Source organism: Rathayibacter sp. AY1B7 (assembly GCF_002932735.1).
In the GTDB taxonomy this organism is placed as follows: Bacteria; Actinomycetota; Actinomycetes; order Actinomycetales; family Microbacteriaceae; genus Rathayibacter.
In genome coordinates, this window is the sequence record NZ_PSWK01000025.1 from 40494 (window position 1) to 54673 (window position 14180).

The following is a 14180-nucleotide window of genomic DNA, read 5'->3' on the forward strand; positions in this document are numbered from 1 at the left end:
ACAGGGCGGTGGGCCTCCGGGCCCGCCGCCCTTCGTCGTGCCGCCGGGAATACACCGCCGCCCGCGCTCCTTGCCCTCCGTATGCGATCGATCGTCTACTCCCGCACCGGTGACTCCTCCGTCCTCTCCCTCGTCGACCGGGAGGAGCGGGTGCCGGGCGCCGGCGAGGTCCGCGTCCGCGTCCTGGCGTCGGGCGTGAATCCGACCGACTGGAAGGCGCGCGCCGACGGCGACCTCGCGTTCGACGAGGTCGTGCCGAACCAGGACGGCGCCGGTGTCGTCGAGGCGGTCGGCGAGGGCGTCGAGGGCCTGGCCGTCGGCGACCGGGTCTGGATGTACCTCTCCGCGCACCGCCGCCCCACCGGCACCGCGCAGGAGTCGGCGGTGCTCGCCGCCGAGCACGTCGTGCGCCTGCCCGAGGGCGTCGGCACCGACGTCGCCGCGAGCCTCGGCGTCCCCGCGATGACCGCCCACCGCGCCCTCACCGTGCACGAGCACGGCCCCTCCCGCCTCGCGCCCGGCGCCCTCGCCGGTCGCACCGTCCTGGTCCAGGGCGGCGCCGGAGCCGTCGGGCACGCCGCGATCCAGCTCGCGGTCTGGGCCGGGGCGACCGTCATCGCGACGGTGAGCAGCGACTCCAAGGAGCGGCTCGCCCGTGCGGCCGGTGCGCAGCACGTGCTGCAGTACCCGGACGACGCGCTCGCCGACCGGATCCGCGAGCTCGCCCCCGAGGGCGTCCAGCACGTGGTCGAGGTCGCACCGGCTCAGAACGCCGCGCTCGACGTCGAGGTGCTCGCCAACCACGGCAGCATCGGGTACTACGCGAACAACAACGGCGACGAGTTCACCGTGCCGATCGTCGCGAGCTTCGCGAAGAACGCCCGCTGGCAGGGCCTGCTGCTCTACACCGTGGGCGAGGAGGCGCTGCAGGCCGCGGCCGAGGACATCACCGCGGCGCTCGCCGACGGCGCGCTCCCGGTGGGCGAGGAGGCGGGCCTCCCGCTGACCTGGTTCCCGCTCGAGGAGACCGCGGCCGCCCACGACGCGGTCGAGCAGGGCGCGACGGGAAAGGTGCTCATCCGCATCGCCGACTGACCGGGAGGGCTCGCCTCTGATCGACTCCCGGCCGGATCAGCCCCGGAGCGGGGGCGAGCCCGGGACGGTCGAGCGGTCGGCCAGGCCGGTCACGAGCTCGGCGAGCGCCTCCTCCGCCGTGCGGGTCGGCGCCCAGCCGAGCTCGGCGCGGGCGCGCTCGGTCGACATCACCGGGACGTTGCCCGCGATGTCGAGCCAGCCCGCGTCGGTGCGCTGCAGGCGCAGGTGCCAGGTCGCGGTGACGACGGAGCGGAGCAGCCCGAACGGCACCGTGACCAGGCGGGCGCCGAAGGCGTGCGCCAGCCGCTCCGGGGTGAGGACCGGCTCGGCCGCGATGTTGAAGGCCCCGCCGGCGCGCCGGTCGAGCGCGCGCCAGAAGGCGTCGGCCACGTCGTCGGCGTGCACGCCCTGGAAGACGATGCTTCTCGGCAGCGGAAGGACCGGGATCCGGACCGCCTTCAGCCACCGCGTCGGGTAGTGGGGTCCGGCGAAGAGCCCGGCGATCTCGGTCGCCGCTCCGCGCTGGAAGACGAGCCCCGGGCGCAGGCGCGTGACGACGATCTCGGGGTGCCGCTCCTCGAAGGCGTCGAGCTGCCGCTCGTTCGCGGCCTTGTGGCGGCTGTAGGTCGAGGTGTGCAGGCCGCCCGTGGGCCAGTCCTCGGTCACCCGGATCGACTTCGGCGCCGCGCTGTAGGCACCCACGGACGAGGCGACGGCGACCTGGCCGACTCCCGCGGCGGCGACCGCCTCGAGCACGGCCGCGGTGCCTCCGACGTCGACCAGCCGCTGGAACGGCTCGTCGTGGCTGGGCTGCAGCGCCCAGGCGAGGTGCACGACGGCGTCGACGCCGGCGAAGGCCTCGCGGAGCCGCCGCGGGGCGACGCTCGACGCGAGGTCGATCTCGACCCAGCGCACGTCGCGGTACTCCTCCGAGCGGAGCCGAGGGGCGCGGCGGGCGATGCCCACGATCTCCTCCACCCCGGCTTCGCCGTGCAGGCGCCGCAGCAGCGCCGTACCCAGGTTGCCGGTCGCCCCGACGATCGCGATCCGCATGGCGTCATCCCTCCTGGGAGCGGCGCACGCCGGCCCCCTCCTTCGAGGCTAGGCAGGGGCGCCGCCGCGGAGGAGCCGCTTGACAGCGCCCACACGTCCGGCGCTGCAGGCCCAGCTCCAACGAGGACCATGAGCACTCAACCCATATGGCCCCGCTCGAGCCCGCGCGCCGCGCCGTATACTCGCGCGTCCTGCGACTCTCCTGGCGGAGGGCCGATAGGGTGCGGGAGAGTCCACCCGCGAACAGAACGGTGCCTGCATGCCCTCGACCATCGAACGACTCCGCGTCAACGACTTCACCGTATTCTCCGGCCTAGATCTTCCGATGGCTAGCGGCATCAATGTATTCGCGGGTGAGAACGGGGCTGGGAAGTCTCACCTCCTCAAGGCGATGTACTCAGTACTCTCCGCGGACGAGACGCCACGAGACTCGCTTTCCGCGAGCCTAGGTAATCAGCTCGCCGCGAAACTGGTTAGCGTCTTCAGGCCGGAAAGTCTGGGGCGCCTCGTCCGTCGACGTGTAGGGCGCGGTCGCGCGGAAGTCGAGCTGCAGTTCTCGGGAGCCCGTCAACGCATCGCCTTCTCGTTTGCAACGAACTCGCAATCAGAGGTCAAGGTTGAGCACCGACTCGCCGCGCCCCTTCAAGGCACGCCCGTCTATCTGCCCACGCGGGAACTACTGACGATCTACCCCGGGTTCGTGTCACTGTACGAAAGGACTTCCTTGGAGTTCGAGGAGACGTGGCGTGACACGTGCGTCCTTCTAGGTCTTCCACTCAGCCGCGGTCCTCGTCAGGAACGCGTGAAAGAGTTACTCGCACCTCTTGAGGACTCCTTGGGCGGTAGCGTCGTCGAAGAAGGAGGTCGTTTCTATCTCAAGGTCTCGGGCGGCGGCAAGTATGAGATGCCGCTTGTCGCCGAGGGAATGCGGAAACTGGCGATGCTTGCTAGGCTCATCGCCAATGGAACCCTGTTTGACAGTGGTTTCCTCTTTTGGGACGAACCGGAAGCGAATCTGAACCCGCGGGTGCTTCGTCACGTCGCGCGCACGATAGCGCAGCTCGCCCGCTCGGGCGTCCAGGTCTTCGTCGGGACGCATAGTCTTTACCTGATGAAGGAACTCGAGATCCTTAAGCGCACCGAAGGCGACACGTTCCCGGCCATGCAGTTCGTCACTCTTTCCAGAGGTGAAGACGGGGTCAGGACAGACGCAGGTCAGTTCCTCGACGAATTGGAGAGTCTCGCTGTCCTCGATGAGTCGCTCGCCCAGTCGGATCGTTACCTCGACGCCATGAGCGAAGCATGATCCTCGACGTAGATGGCGCCGACTTCTCGTTTCCCGAGAACTGGGACGTCCTTAAGTACGACGAGTCCGACTTCTTTCGGAATATTTTCCTTCGAGTTCACGACGGCATCAAGGCAGTCGACGTTGTCGCCATTGAGCGCAATCCCGACGGTATCGATCTCCGCCTGGTCCTGATAGAGGTCAAAGACTATCGGCACGCAAATGCAAGAGGATTGCATCCGACCGAGCTAGCCGTGACCGTCGCGAAGAAAGTTACCGCCACCCTCGCCGGACTAGCTGCCGCGACTCGGAAGGCGGAGGACTCGGCCGAGAAGAATCTCGCGATCCGCTCCGGTCAGGTCCTTTCCGTGAAGATCGTTCTCCATTGCGAGGACCGGGCCGTTCCGATCGTCGACCCGTCCGAGTTGCTCATCAAGTTACGGCAACGGCTCGGCCCGATCGCCGACGTCGTGACCGTCGGGTCGTCCCGGAACACCCGAGGAGAGTGGGCTGTGCGCATGCCGATTCTTTCGTGAGATCCGCAAGAGGCAAGCTCCCTTTGTTCTCTGTGCGTTCGACCAGGGCCTCGCCGCCTTAAGTCACAGAATCGATGGGCGAATCGCACCACGTCGACTGTCGAATCTCTAGCCTGGGGAAGTGCTCCTGAAACGACTTCGCCGCTCCGGCTTCATCCAGCACTCCGTCGACGGCGTCACGCTGCGGACGGTCGACACCGGTCCGGCCGGGGCGGGCGCGGTGTTCGTCCTGATCCACGGGATCGGGATGTCGCACCACACCTTCTCGCCGCTCGCCGCCCGCCTGAAGCGGCACGGCCGGGTGATCGGCGTCGACCTCGCCGGCTTCGGCGCGAACGGGCGACCGCGGCGGAGGGTCGGCCTCGAGGACCACGCGCGGCAGGTCGAGCAGGTCCTCCGCGGACTGGGCGTCTCGCGCGCGGTCGTCGTCGGGCACTCGATGGGGTCGCAGGTGGCGGTCGAGCTGGGGCTGCGCGCGCCCGGCCTCGTCGACGGCGCGGTGCTCATCGGGCCGGTGGTGGATCCGCAGCAGCCCGGAGCGGCCCGCCAGGGGCTCGCGCTGCTGCGGGACTGCCTCGGCGAGCCGGTGGGCGTCGACGCGATCCTGCTGGCCGACTACCTGCGCGGCGGCCTGCGCTGGTACCTGCGCCAGCTGCCCGAGATGCTGCGGCATCCGGTCCAGGAGCGCGTCGCCCGGCTGGAGGTGCCGGTCCTCGTCGCCCGCGGCCGCGACGATCCGATCGCCACCCGTGACTGGTGCGAGCGGCTCACGGCCCACGCGCGCGAGGGGCGGCTCGTCGAGTTCGCCGGCTCGCGCCACGTCGTCCCCCGCACCGAGCCCGGAGCGCTCGCCCGCGAGATCCTCCGCTTCGCCGCCGCGCTCGGCGAGAGGCCCGCCGCCCCGCTCCCCCTCCGGTCGGAGCCGGCCGCATGAGCCGGCTCCGGCGCCTGGTCCGCGACGCCGTCTGGTGGATCCGCGACTACGCCTACGCCGTCGCCTGGCAGGTGCGCGGCGTCCTCTCGCGCCGTGCCCCGGACGACTACCTCGACGGCGACCGGCGGCCCGTCGTGGTCCTGCCGGGGATCTGGGAGACCTGGTCCTTCCTCCGCCCGATCATCGATCCGCTGCACGAGCGCGGGCACCCTCTCCACGTGCTGACGAGCCTCGGCCGCAACGGCCGCCCGGTCGCCCGGACCGCGGAGGACGTGGCCGCCTACCTCGCCGAGCACGGGCTCCGCGACGTGGTGATCGTCGCCCACAGCAAGGGCGGACTGATCGGCAAGTACGTGATGACCGAGCTCGACCCGGACGGCCGGGTCGACCGGATGGTCGCCGTGGCGACTCCGTTCGGCGGCTCCCGCTACGCGCCCTACCTGGTCCTCCGGAGCCTGCGCGCCTTCTCGCCGCGCGACGCCACGACCCTGCTGCTGTCGAGCCGCTCCGGAGCGAACGCGCGGATCACCTCCGTGTTCGGCCTCTTCGATCCGCACATCCCCGAGGGCAGCATGCTCGAGGGCGCGGTCAACGTCCGGATCGAGACCGGCGGGCACTTCCGCATCCTGAGCGACCCCGAGACGCTCACCGCGGTCGTCACGGCGGTCTCGGCGGAGGAGCGCGCCGACGGAGAGGCGCCCTGACGGCGGCGGAACCCCTGACGACTCCGTAGCAACCCGCGTCGCCGCGGCGGAACCCCCTGGCGCCTCCGGCCCGCGAGGCGGAGCGTGGAGTCATGCCCGCCTCCTCCACCGGCCCGACCGAGCTCCTCCTCGTCCGCCACGGCGAGAGCCTCGCCAACATCGCGGCGAGCGCCGCCGAGGCCTCGGGGGCGCACGAGATCGCCGTCGACCGCCGCGACCCCGACGTCGAGCTCTCCCCCGCCGGCGAGGAGCAGGCCCGCGCGCTCGGCCGCTGGCTGGCCGAGGAGGCGCGGCCCGCCTCCGCCTGGACGTCGCCCTACCGCCGCGCCTCCGCGACCGCGCGTCTCGCCCTCGGCGAGGCCGGCATCGACCTGCGGCTGCGCCCCGACGAGCGCCTGCGCGACCGCGACCTCGGCGTCACCGACCGCCTCACCTCCGCCGGCGTGCGGGCCCGGATGCCCGAGGAGGCGGCGCGGCGCGAGTGGCTCGGCAAGTTCTACTACCGGCCGCCGGGAGGCGAGGCCTGGACGGACCTCGCGCTCCGCGTCCGCGCCTTCGTCGACCACCTCGCCGTCGCCGCGCCTCCCGGGCCGGCGATCCTCTTCTGCCACGACGCGGTCGTCCTCGTCCTCCGCTACGTCCTCGAGGGCCTCTCCGAGCACGAGCTGCTCGACATCGGCGCCTCGACGCCCGTCGCCAACGGCTCCGTCACCCGTCTCGTCCGCGACGGCGACGCGTGGCGCCTCGAGCTCTTCAACCGCACGTCCCACCTCGAGCGCTCCGGCGCCCCCGTCACCCGGCACGACGACCGCGCAGCCGGAGAAGGATACCCTCATGAGTGACCTCGTCTCCCGCGCCCTGCTCGAGCAGCGCTGGCCCCTCCCCGAGCCCGGAGGCTCGAAGCACTCCCGCGGCGACGTGGTCGTCGTCGGCGGCGCCCGCAAGACGCCCGGAGCTGCGATCCTCGCGGGGATCGCCGCGCTGCGGACCGGCGCGGGGCGCATCACGCTCTGCGTCGCCGAGTCGGTCGCGTCGGCCACCGCGGTCGCGCTGCCGGAGTGCGGAGTGGTCCCCCTCGCGCAGACGCGCACCGGCTCCGTCTCGGGCCGCGGGCTCGACGTCCTGGCCGGCGAGCTCTCCTCCGCCGACGTCGCCCTGATCGGACCCGGCCTGGACGACCCGCGCGCGACCGCCGCGACCCTCCGTGCCCTCGCTCCGCTCCTCGACGACGTGCCGGCCGTGCACCTCGACGCCTTCCCGCTCGGAGTCCTGCCCGGGCAGCGCCGTCTCGCGCGGAGGCTCGCGGGCCGGCTCCTGCTGACCCCGAACTCGGAGGAGGCGTCCCGGCTCCTCGGCGAGGAGGTCGACGACGTCGAGCGGGCCGCCCTCGCGGTCGCCGAGCGCTACGGCGCGGTGGTGAGCCTGTTCAACACCATCGCCTCGCCGGACGGCGACGCGGTGCGGATCGAGGGCGAGCACCCCGGGCTGGCCACCGCGGGCAGCGGCGACGTGCTCGCCGGAGCGACGGCGGGCCTGCGCGGGCGCGGCGTCGACCCGATGGGCGCGGCCGCCTGGGGCGCGTTCCTGCACACGGAGGCGGACACGCGCCTCTCCGCGCGGATCGGCCCGGCCGGGTACCTCGCGAGCGAGATCCCGGGGGAGTTCCCGCGCGTGCTGGCGGGCTGAGCGGCGCGGGTGCGCTGAGGACGGCAGTCGTTCCGAGGCGGGCCGGCGGTGCGAGCGCCCCGGCCCGGGCCGGCGGCGTGAGCGGCGGCGATCACCGTGACCGCGGCGTCGACCTCAGTGCGCGACGTCGGCGACCGAGAACGCCACTCCCGGCGTGATCAGGATCGAGGTCTCGCGAGGCTCGCCCTCGCCCTGGTTCACCGTGATCCAGCGCGACGCGGAGCCGTCCAGGGCGCGGTCGATGCTCTCGCGCACCTCCGCGGCCGACGTCTCGCTCAGGCTGAACGGCGCTCCGCCGTAGATGATCTCGACGCGCTTCACAGCATGCTCTCCTCGCTCTGACGGGCGGTCCCGTGGGGCTCCTCGCTGATCCGCAGCCCGTGCGCCGTGTGCGAGTCGGCGAGCAGCTGGCGGATCCAGTCCGGGTTGATGTTCGGGGCACGGCCGCCGTGGTACTTGAAGCGCAGCGGGATGGCGGGGTGCAGCCAGATCGAGGTGCGTCCGTCGCCGACCGCCTGCGAGTCCTTCCACGAGAAGTAGAAGGACTCGTTGCGCGCGAGCTTCGAGCCGATCACGATCTGCAGGTGCGCCAGCAGACGGTCGTCGAAGTCGGCCTCGAGGGTCGAGTCGTAGATCAGTCGCCCCATCAGGCGGTTCTCCGTTCGGGAAGTCGCCCGTCCGCGAAGGGTCGGGCGGAGTCGTGAGTGTCGATCCTACCGGCGCCCCGGATGCTCACCAGGAGTCGTCCTCGCCGTGGAAGTGCGGGATCTCGGTGTCGACGGCGGAGAGGGGCCCGGCGCCGCCGTCCTCCTCGGCCACGGGGTGCGAGACGCCCAGGCGGGCCGTCTCGCGGGTGAAGCGCTCGACGAGCTCCTCGTCGAGCAGCTCCTCGGCTCCGTCGTCCTCGGACTCCGAGAACAGCTGGCTCGCCGGTCCGATCAGCAGCGCCGCCCGTCCGGGCCGGCCGGACTCCTGGCGGATCGGGATGTCGACCGTGATCGACCCCTTGGTGAGCGCCAGCGCCTCCGCGTAGGCCAGCAGCGACCGCGCGATGGCGGTACCCGTCAGCACGGAGCTGCCGGCGTAGTGGATGCGTTCCATGCCTCCTTCCTACTCCTCGGGCGGCCGCCCGGTCAGCGGTTGCGCGGTCGAGGCGGGGAGCGCTAGCGCCGCGTCGATCCGGCGGTCGAGCGCGTCGCGGACGGCCGGCCACTCGGCCGCGAGGATCGAGTGGACGGCCGTGTCGCGCCACGAGCCGTCGGCCCGCCGCTGGTCGTGGCGGAGCACCCCCTCGAACACGGCGCCGAGGCGGAGGATCGCGGTCCGCGAGCGCGCGTTCACCGCATCCGCCTGGAGCTTCACCCGCTCGTAGCCGCTGTCGAAGGCGAGCCCGAGCACCAGCCGCTTCGCCTCCGGGTTCACGACGGTGCCCCACGTCTCGGGCGCGTAGGCCGTCCAGCCGAGGTGGGCAGCCTCGCGCGTCTCGTCGAAGTCGGCCAGCGAGGTCGTGCCGACGACGCGCCCCTCCTGCAGCACGGCGAACGGCAGGCCCGTGCCCCAGGGGTAGTAGCGGTCGACGAAGGCGCGGAACTCCTCCGGGGTGCCGGGGAGGCCGGCGGGTCCTCCTCCGTAGCCGCCGGCGAACACCTCCGGATGCCCAATCGCCCGCCCGAGCGGCTCGACGTGGTCGGCGGCGAGCGGCTCGAGGACGATCGAGCGGCCGACGAGCGTGACGGGACCGGGGCGGCGGGGACTGCTCATGCGATCAGTGTGGGGCACCGTGCCAGCATGGCTCCATGAGCACCGCCGCGCTGTTCGAGTCCGCCGCCGCCGCCCTCGTCGGCCTGCTCGCGCAGGTGCGGGACGACCAGTGGGAGCAGCCGGGGCTCGGCGTCTGGGACGTCCGCGGCCTCGCGGGCCACGCGTTGCGGGCGGTGCTGACGGTCGAGGCGTACCTCCTCGCTCCGGAGCCGCCCGAGCCGACCATCGAGGACGCGCTCGACTACTACGCCGCGCTGGCCGGGAACGTCGCCGACCCCGCGGCGGTGGCGCGGCGCGGGGTCGAGGCGGGGCTGCTGCTCGGCGACAGGCCGGCTCAGGCGCTGGCGGAGGCGGCGGGCCGCGCGGTCGAGCTGGTCGCCGCCCACCGTCCCGGCCGCCTCGTCGCCGTGGGCGACCACGCGATCGAGCTGGACGAGCACCTCCGGACCCGGCTGCTCGAGCTGGTCGTGCACACGCTCGACGTCTCGCGGGCCACCGGGATCCCGCACGTGCTGCCCGGCGAGGCCGTCGAGGCGTGCTGCGCGCTGACCGGCGGGCTGGCCGCTCGAGCCGGACGCGGCGAGGAGCTCCTGCTCGCGCTGAGCGGGCGGGAGCCCCTCGCCGCGGGGTTCTCGGTGGTGTGAGGGCGCCGGCCCTCCGGCTGCGGGTTCTGCGCGGCGCCGGCCCTCGGGGCACCGGGTCCTCCGTGGTGAGGGCGCCGATCCTCAGGCCGCGGGTTCTACGTGGCGCCGGTCCTCAGGCCACGGCGAGAGCGGCGACCGGCGACACCTTCGTGGCGCGGCGGGCGGGCAGCACGGCCGAGACGACCGTGATCACGACACCGACCACGAGCACCGCCACCAGGATCGGCACCGGGACGGTCGGCGGGATCAGTCCGATGCCCGGCAGCGAGCCGAACACCGAGATCGCGCCGCACCAGCCGTAGACGATCCCGAGCACGATGCCGAGCACCGCGGCAGCGATGATCATCTGCGCCGCCTCGAGCACCACCATCGACCGCACCTGCGAGCCGGTGAAGCCGAGCGCGCGGAGCAGGCCCAGCTCGCGCCGGCGCTGCAGCACGCTGAGCGACAGCGTGTTGACCATGCCGACGGCGGCCAGGACGACCGAGAAGCCGAGCAGGACGCTCATCACCGCGGTGCTCACCTGGATGAACTGCTCGAACGCCGCGATCACCTCGGGGTTCGTCTCGCCCGAGCGCTCCATGATCGTGCCGAAGGTGGCGGCGGCGACCGCGAACATCGTGACCAGCGACACTCCGATGACCAGTCCGATGACGGCGCGGGCGCTGCGCGCCGGATTGCGGACGGCGTTGGCGGACGCCAGGCGGGCGACGGGGCCCCGGCCGAAGGCGCGGCCCACGAGGGCCGTGAGCGGAGGGAGCAGGACGGGCGCCCCGAGGATCACGCCGGTGAAGGACGCCATGCCTCCGACCAGCCCGAGCAGGACGCCGCCGGGGTTGGCCAGCCCGAACACCACGCCGCCGGCGAGCAGCAGCGCGCCGACCACGACGAAGACGATCGCCGTGATGTTGCGGGCGGTGCGGCCGCGCAGCTCCTCGTAGCGGGGTTCGGCGGACGATCCGGCGGCCTGCGACGGCGCGACCGCGAGCACGCGGCGCGATCCGGACCACGAGGCGATGACCGTCGAGGCGACCACGGCGATCAGCGGCAGCACGAGGCCGGGCGAGACGAGCGGGTAGTCGAAGCGGGGCAGGGTGCCGCTCCGGATGGCGAGCTCCGCGGCGAGCGCCACGAGAGCGACGCCGGCGACCAGGCCGATCGCCGCTCCGAGGAGCCCCTGCAGGAGGCCCGTGCGGACGATCCCGCTGCGCAGCGACCGGCCGGAGGCGCCGAGCAGGCGCAGCAGGGCGATCTCGCGGGTGCGCCCGGCGATGACGGTCGAGACCGCGTTGGCCGTGACGATCCCGCCCACGAACACGGCGATGCCGAAGAAGACGGCGCCGACCATCCCGAGCATGAGGGCGACCTGGCCGATGCCGTCGATCCCCGCGGCTGCGAAGGCCGCGACCATGTCGGCGATGACCTGCACCAGCACGGCGCCGAACGCCGCGGCGAGTGCGGCGACGGTGACGATGGCGCCCCCGCCCTGGCTCGAGCCCGTGCGCACGCCGCTCACGCCGCGCCCTCCATCGTGAGCATCGCGCGCGAGATCTCCTCGGCGCTCATCCCGCGGCGGTCGTCGACGACGGCTCCGTCGCGGAGGAAGACGATGCGGTCGGCGTAGGCCGCCGCGATCGGGTCGTGGGTGACCATCGCGATCGACTGGCCGTACTCGCGGGTGGAGGCCCGGAGCAGGCTGAGGACCTCGCGACCGGTGCGCGAGTCCAGGTTGCCGGTGGGCTCGTCGGCGAAGATCAGCTGCGGCCGGGTGGCGAGGGCGCGGGCGATCGCCACGCGCTGCTGCTGCCCGCCCGAGAGCTCGTGGGGCCGGTGCGTGAGGCGCTCGCGGAGCCCGAGGGACTCGATCAGCCGGGCGATCCACTGCTCCTCGTCGCCGGTCACGGAGCGGCCGTCGAGCTCGAACGGGAGGCGGATGTTGCCGCGCACGTCGAGCGTGGGGACGAGGTTGAAGGCCTGGAAGACGAAGCCGACGCTGCGGCGGCGGAGCACGGTCAGCTCGGCGTCGCTCATCGAGGTGATCTCGGCGTCCCCGAGGAACACGCGGCCGGAGGAGGCGGTGTCGAGGCCGGCGAGGACGTGCATGAGCGTCGACTTGCCGGATCCGCTGGGGCCCATCACCGCGGTGAACTCGCCCCGCTCGATCGAGAGCGTGACGTCGTCGAGGGCGACGACGGGCGGCGTGCTGCCGTAGAGCTTGCGCACGCCCTCGACGCGCGCCACGACGGAGGAGGTCTGGTTCTGCATGTCCTCGACGCTACGGAGGCACCCGTGTCGCCGGCGTCGTCCGCAGTGGCTCGCGGCGTCATCCCTCCGGCGGACCCGCGGTGGTCCTGCGGGGTCAGCGGGGCCGGAGCCCCGCCCGGCGGAGGGCGAGGGCCGCCAGCGCGGCGGTGACGGCGGGGTCACCGGTCCGCCAGCCCGCGGCGGCGTCCGGGTGCGCGGCGAGGATGTCGCGGGGGGACGCCTGGGTGAGCGCGCGCAGGGCCAGCAGCTCGGTTCCGCCGCCGGTCGAGCCGAGGGCGCGCAGCTCGGCGGTCCGGCGGGCGAAGCGGAGCCGGGGCCGGAGCCAGAGCACGGCCAGGAGCAGGAGCGGGAGGCCCCCGACGGCGAGCCCGGCGACCACGGCCAGGGCGCTCGCGAGCTGCTGCTGGTCGCGTCCGGCGGCGGCGAGCACGGAGCCGGCCCCGCTCGCCTCGTCGAACGGAGCGCGCACGGCGTCGCCGAGCAGGGGGATGCCGCCGAGGGTGGTCCCGGCGTCGCTCATGGTCGAGCCGAAGCCGCTGCCGGCGCTCTCGAGCCGACGGCCGATCTCGGCCAGGCCGGCGATCAGCGAGCCGACCGCGATCCCCGCGGCGATCGCCACGACGGCCACGCCGAGAGCGAGGGCGTCGGCCAGGATCTGCCGCGCGCGGACGGCCGGGAGGTCGGCGTAGATCTGCATGCGCCGATTATCCGGCGCGCTCGGCGGCGTTCGTGTCCACACCGCAGGAAGGATTCGTCGACAGGGCCCGGGATCCGCGTCTCTCCGCGAGGTCACCGATGTTCTTGCTCCATTGTGACCACGTCGGCCGCCTCCGAGAGGGCTGCCCGGCCCGGCTCCTCGCCGCTTCTAGTCGAGCAGGTCGTGCAGCACGACGACCTGCTCGCGCTCCGGGCCGACGCCGATCGCCGAGAACCGGGCGCCGCTCATCGCCTCGAGCGCGCGCACGTAGTCCTGCGCGGTCTGCGGCAGGTCCGAGAACTCGCGGCAGCCGGAGATGTCCTCCTGCCAGCCGGGGAACTCCTCGTAGATCGGCTTCGCGTGGTGGAAGTCGCTCTGCGAGACCGGGACCTCGTCGTGGCGCACGCCGTCGACGTCGTAGGCGACGCAGACGGGGATGGTCTCGAGGCCCGAGAGCACGTCGAGCTTGGTGAGGACGAAGTCGGTGACCCCGTTGATCCGCGCCGAGTAGCGGGCGATCGGGGCGTCGTACCAGCCGCAACGGCGCGGGCGGCCGGTCGTGGTGCCGAACTCGAAGCCCTGCCGGCGGAGGTACTCGCCCCACTCGTCGAAGAGCTCGGTCGGGAACGGTCCGGCGCCGACGCGGGTCGTGTACGCCTTGATGACCGCGATGACGCGGTCGATGCGGTTCGGCGCGACTCCGGACCCGGTGGCCGCTCCACCCGAGGTCGCGTTGGAGGAGGTGACGAACGGGTAGGTGCCGTGGTCGACGTCGAGCATCGTGGCCTGGCCGGCCTCGAACAGCACCGTCCTGCCGGCGTCGAGCGCCTGCGAGAGGACCAGCGACGTGTCGGCGACCATCGGGCGCAGGCGCTCGGTGTACTGCAGCAGGTCCTCCAGCACCTGCTCGACCAGGATCGCGCGGCGGTTGTAGACCTTCACCAGCAGGTGGTTCTTCTGGTCGAGGGCGCCCTCGACCTTCTGGCGGAGGATGTTCTCGTCGAAGAGGTCCTGGATGCGGATGCCGACGCGGTTGATCTTGTCGGCGTACGCCGGGCCGATGCCGCGGCCGGTGGTGCCGATCTGGCGCTTGCCGAGGAAGCGCTCCGTCACCTTGTCGAGGGTGCGGTGGTAGCTGGTGATGACGTGCGCGTTGGCGCTGACGAGCAGCTTCGACACGTCGACGCCGCGGGCGCTCAGCGCCTCGAGCTCGTGGAACAGCACCTCGATGTCGACGACGACGCCGTTCGCGATGACCGGGACGACGCCCGGGGTGAGGATGCCGGAGGGGAGCAGGTGCAGGGCGTACTTCTCGTCGCCCACGACGACGGTGTGCCCGGCGTTGTTGCCGCCGTTGAACTTCACGACGTAGTCGACGCGGCTGCCGAGGAGGTCGGTGGCGCGTCCCTTGCCCTCGTCGCCCCACTGGGCGCCGGTGATGACGATTGCTGGCATGGCGTGTCCTTCTCGACGGGAGGGGCGGGGGCGGCTCCGAGTGCGACGACGGCGAGGAGGCTTGC

17 protein-coding genes are annotated in these 14180 nt (G+C 72.7%); 8 read left to right on the forward strand and 9 right to left on the reverse strand.

The genetic code is table 11. The annotated features are described in order from the left end of the window. The first annotated feature begins 81 nt into the window (after nucleotides 1-81). Entirely contained in the window at nucleotides 82-1095 is a 1014-nt protein-coding gene (locus C5C95_RS13315; RefSeq protein WP_104324623.1) for an NADPH:quinone reductase, read from the forward strand. A 36-nt stretch (nucleotides 1096-1131) separates the two neighbouring features. On the opposite strand, the gene C5C95_RS13320 is transcribed toward C5C95_RS13315, so the two are convergent. Then, nucleotides 1132-2148, reverse strand: coding sequence for an NAD-dependent epimerase/dehydratase family protein (locus tag C5C95_RS13320; protein WP_104255992.1), 1017 nt, complete (start codon nucleotides 2146-2148; stop codon nucleotides 1132-1134). A 259-nt stretch (nucleotides 2149-2407) separates the two neighbouring features. Here C5C95_RS13320 and C5C95_RS13325 point away from each other — a divergent pair, with 259 nt between their 5' ends. From C5C95_RS13325 to C5C95_RS13350, 6 genes are all read left to right on the forward strand, one after another. Continuing rightward, nucleotides 2408-3454 carry an ATP/GTP-binding protein gene (locus tag C5C95_RS13325; RefSeq protein WP_104273155.1) on the forward strand — a complete coding sequence of 349 codons (1047 nt, stop codon included), beginning with the start codon at nucleotides 2408-2410 and terminating at the stop codon, nucleotides 3452-3454. Further along, nucleotides 3451-3969: a hypothetical protein gene (locus C5C95_RS13330; RefSeq protein ID WP_104255994.1), complete on the forward strand. Its 519-nt coding sequence runs from the start codon at nucleotides 3451-3453 to the stop codon at nucleotides 3967-3969. Before C5C95_RS13325 ends, C5C95_RS13330 begins: the two co-directional genes overlap by 4 nt. 121 nt (nucleotides 3970-4090) lie before the next feature. After that, nucleotides 4091-4903 carry an alpha/beta fold hydrolase gene (locus C5C95_RS13335; protein WP_104324624.1) on the forward strand — a complete coding sequence of 271 codons (813 nt, stop codon included), beginning with the start codon at nucleotides 4091-4093 and terminating at the stop codon, nucleotides 4901-4903. After that, nucleotides 4900-5607 carry a triacylglycerol lipase gene (locus C5C95_RS13340; protein WP_104239324.1) on the forward strand — a complete coding sequence of 236 codons (708 nt, stop codon included), beginning with the start codon at nucleotides 4900-4902 and terminating at the stop codon, nucleotides 5605-5607. The genes C5C95_RS13335 and C5C95_RS13340 overlap by 4 nt, the downstream gene beginning before the upstream one ends. A 92-nt stretch (nucleotides 5608-5699) precedes the next feature. Continuing rightward, a complete protein-coding gene (locus C5C95_RS13345; protein ID WP_104324625.1) occupies nucleotides 5700-6449 on the forward strand; it encodes a histidine phosphatase family protein in 750 nt (249 codons plus the stop codon). Beyond that, entirely contained in the window at nucleotides 6442-7293 is an 852-nt protein-coding gene (locus tag C5C95_RS13350) for an NAD(P)H-hydrate dehydratase (RefSeq protein WP_104324626.1), read from the forward strand. Before C5C95_RS13345 ends, C5C95_RS13350 begins: the two co-directional genes overlap by 8 nt. Nucleotides 7294-7407: 114 nt before the next feature. Here C5C95_RS13350 and C5C95_RS13355 read toward each other — a convergent pair whose 3' ends face one another. The 4 genes from C5C95_RS13355 to C5C95_RS13370 all read right to left on the reverse strand — a co-directional run bounded on the left by C5C95_RS13355 (nucleotide 7408) and on the right by C5C95_RS13370 (nucleotide 9054). Beyond that, entirely contained in the window at nucleotides 7408-7614 is a 207-nt protein-coding gene (locus C5C95_RS13355; protein ID WP_104222775.1) for a hypothetical protein, read from the reverse strand. Next, nucleotides 7611-7940, reverse strand: a complete 330-nt coding sequence (locus C5C95_RS13360) for an ATP-dependent DNA ligase (RefSeq protein WP_104222776.1) — start codon at nucleotides 7938-7940, stop codon at nucleotides 7611-7613. The genes C5C95_RS13355 and C5C95_RS13360 overlap by 4 nt, the downstream gene beginning before the upstream one ends. 85 nt (nucleotides 7941-8025) lie before the next feature. Continuing rightward, a complete protein-coding gene (locus tag C5C95_RS13365; protein WP_104222777.1) occupies nucleotides 8026-8394 on the reverse strand; it encodes a hypothetical protein in 369 nt (122 codons plus the stop codon). Between the two features lie 9 nt (nucleotides 8395-8403). Then, on the reverse strand, nucleotides 8404-9054 hold the full coding sequence (locus C5C95_RS13370; protein WP_104324627.1) for a GNAT family N-acetyltransferase: 651 nt from the start codon (nucleotides 9052-9054) through the stop codon (nucleotides 8404-8406). 35 nt (nucleotides 9055-9089) lie between these two features. Here C5C95_RS13370 and C5C95_RS13375 point away from each other — a divergent pair, with 35 nt between their 5' ends. Continuing rightward, nucleotides 9090-9698: a maleylpyruvate isomerase N-terminal domain-containing protein gene (locus tag C5C95_RS13375; protein ID WP_104324628.1), complete on the forward strand. Its 609-nt coding sequence runs from the start codon at nucleotides 9090-9092 to the stop codon at nucleotides 9696-9698. A 112-nt stretch (nucleotides 9699-9810) separates the two neighbouring features. On the opposite strand, the gene C5C95_RS13380 is transcribed toward C5C95_RS13375, so the two are convergent. The 4 genes from C5C95_RS13380 to C5C95_RS13395 all read right to left on the reverse strand — a co-directional run bounded on the left by C5C95_RS13380 (nucleotide 9811) and on the right by C5C95_RS13395 (nucleotide 14115). After that, nucleotides 9811-11214, reverse strand: a complete 1404-nt coding sequence (locus tag C5C95_RS13380; protein ID WP_104247483.1) for an FtsX-like permease family protein — start codon at nucleotides 11212-11214, stop codon at nucleotides 9811-9813. Further along, nucleotides 11211-11963: an ABC transporter ATP-binding protein gene (locus C5C95_RS13385; RefSeq protein WP_104222781.1), complete on the reverse strand. Its 753-nt coding sequence runs from the start codon at nucleotides 11961-11963 to the stop codon at nucleotides 11211-11213. Before C5C95_RS13385 ends, C5C95_RS13380 begins: the two co-directional genes overlap by 4 nt. 94 nt (nucleotides 11964-12057) lie before the next feature. Next, on the reverse strand, nucleotides 12058-12660 hold the full coding sequence (locus C5C95_RS13390) for a hypothetical protein (RefSeq protein ID WP_104234281.1): 603 nt from the start codon (nucleotides 12658-12660) through the stop codon (nucleotides 12058-12060). A gap of 168 nt (nucleotides 12661-12828) precedes the next feature. Beyond that, nucleotides 12829-14115 carry an adenylosuccinate synthase gene (locus C5C95_RS13395; RefSeq protein ID WP_104222783.1) on the reverse strand — a complete coding sequence of 429 codons (1287 nt, stop codon included), beginning with the start codon at nucleotides 14113-14115 and terminating at the stop codon, nucleotides 12829-12831. Nucleotides 14116-14180 lie beyond the last annotated feature (65 nt).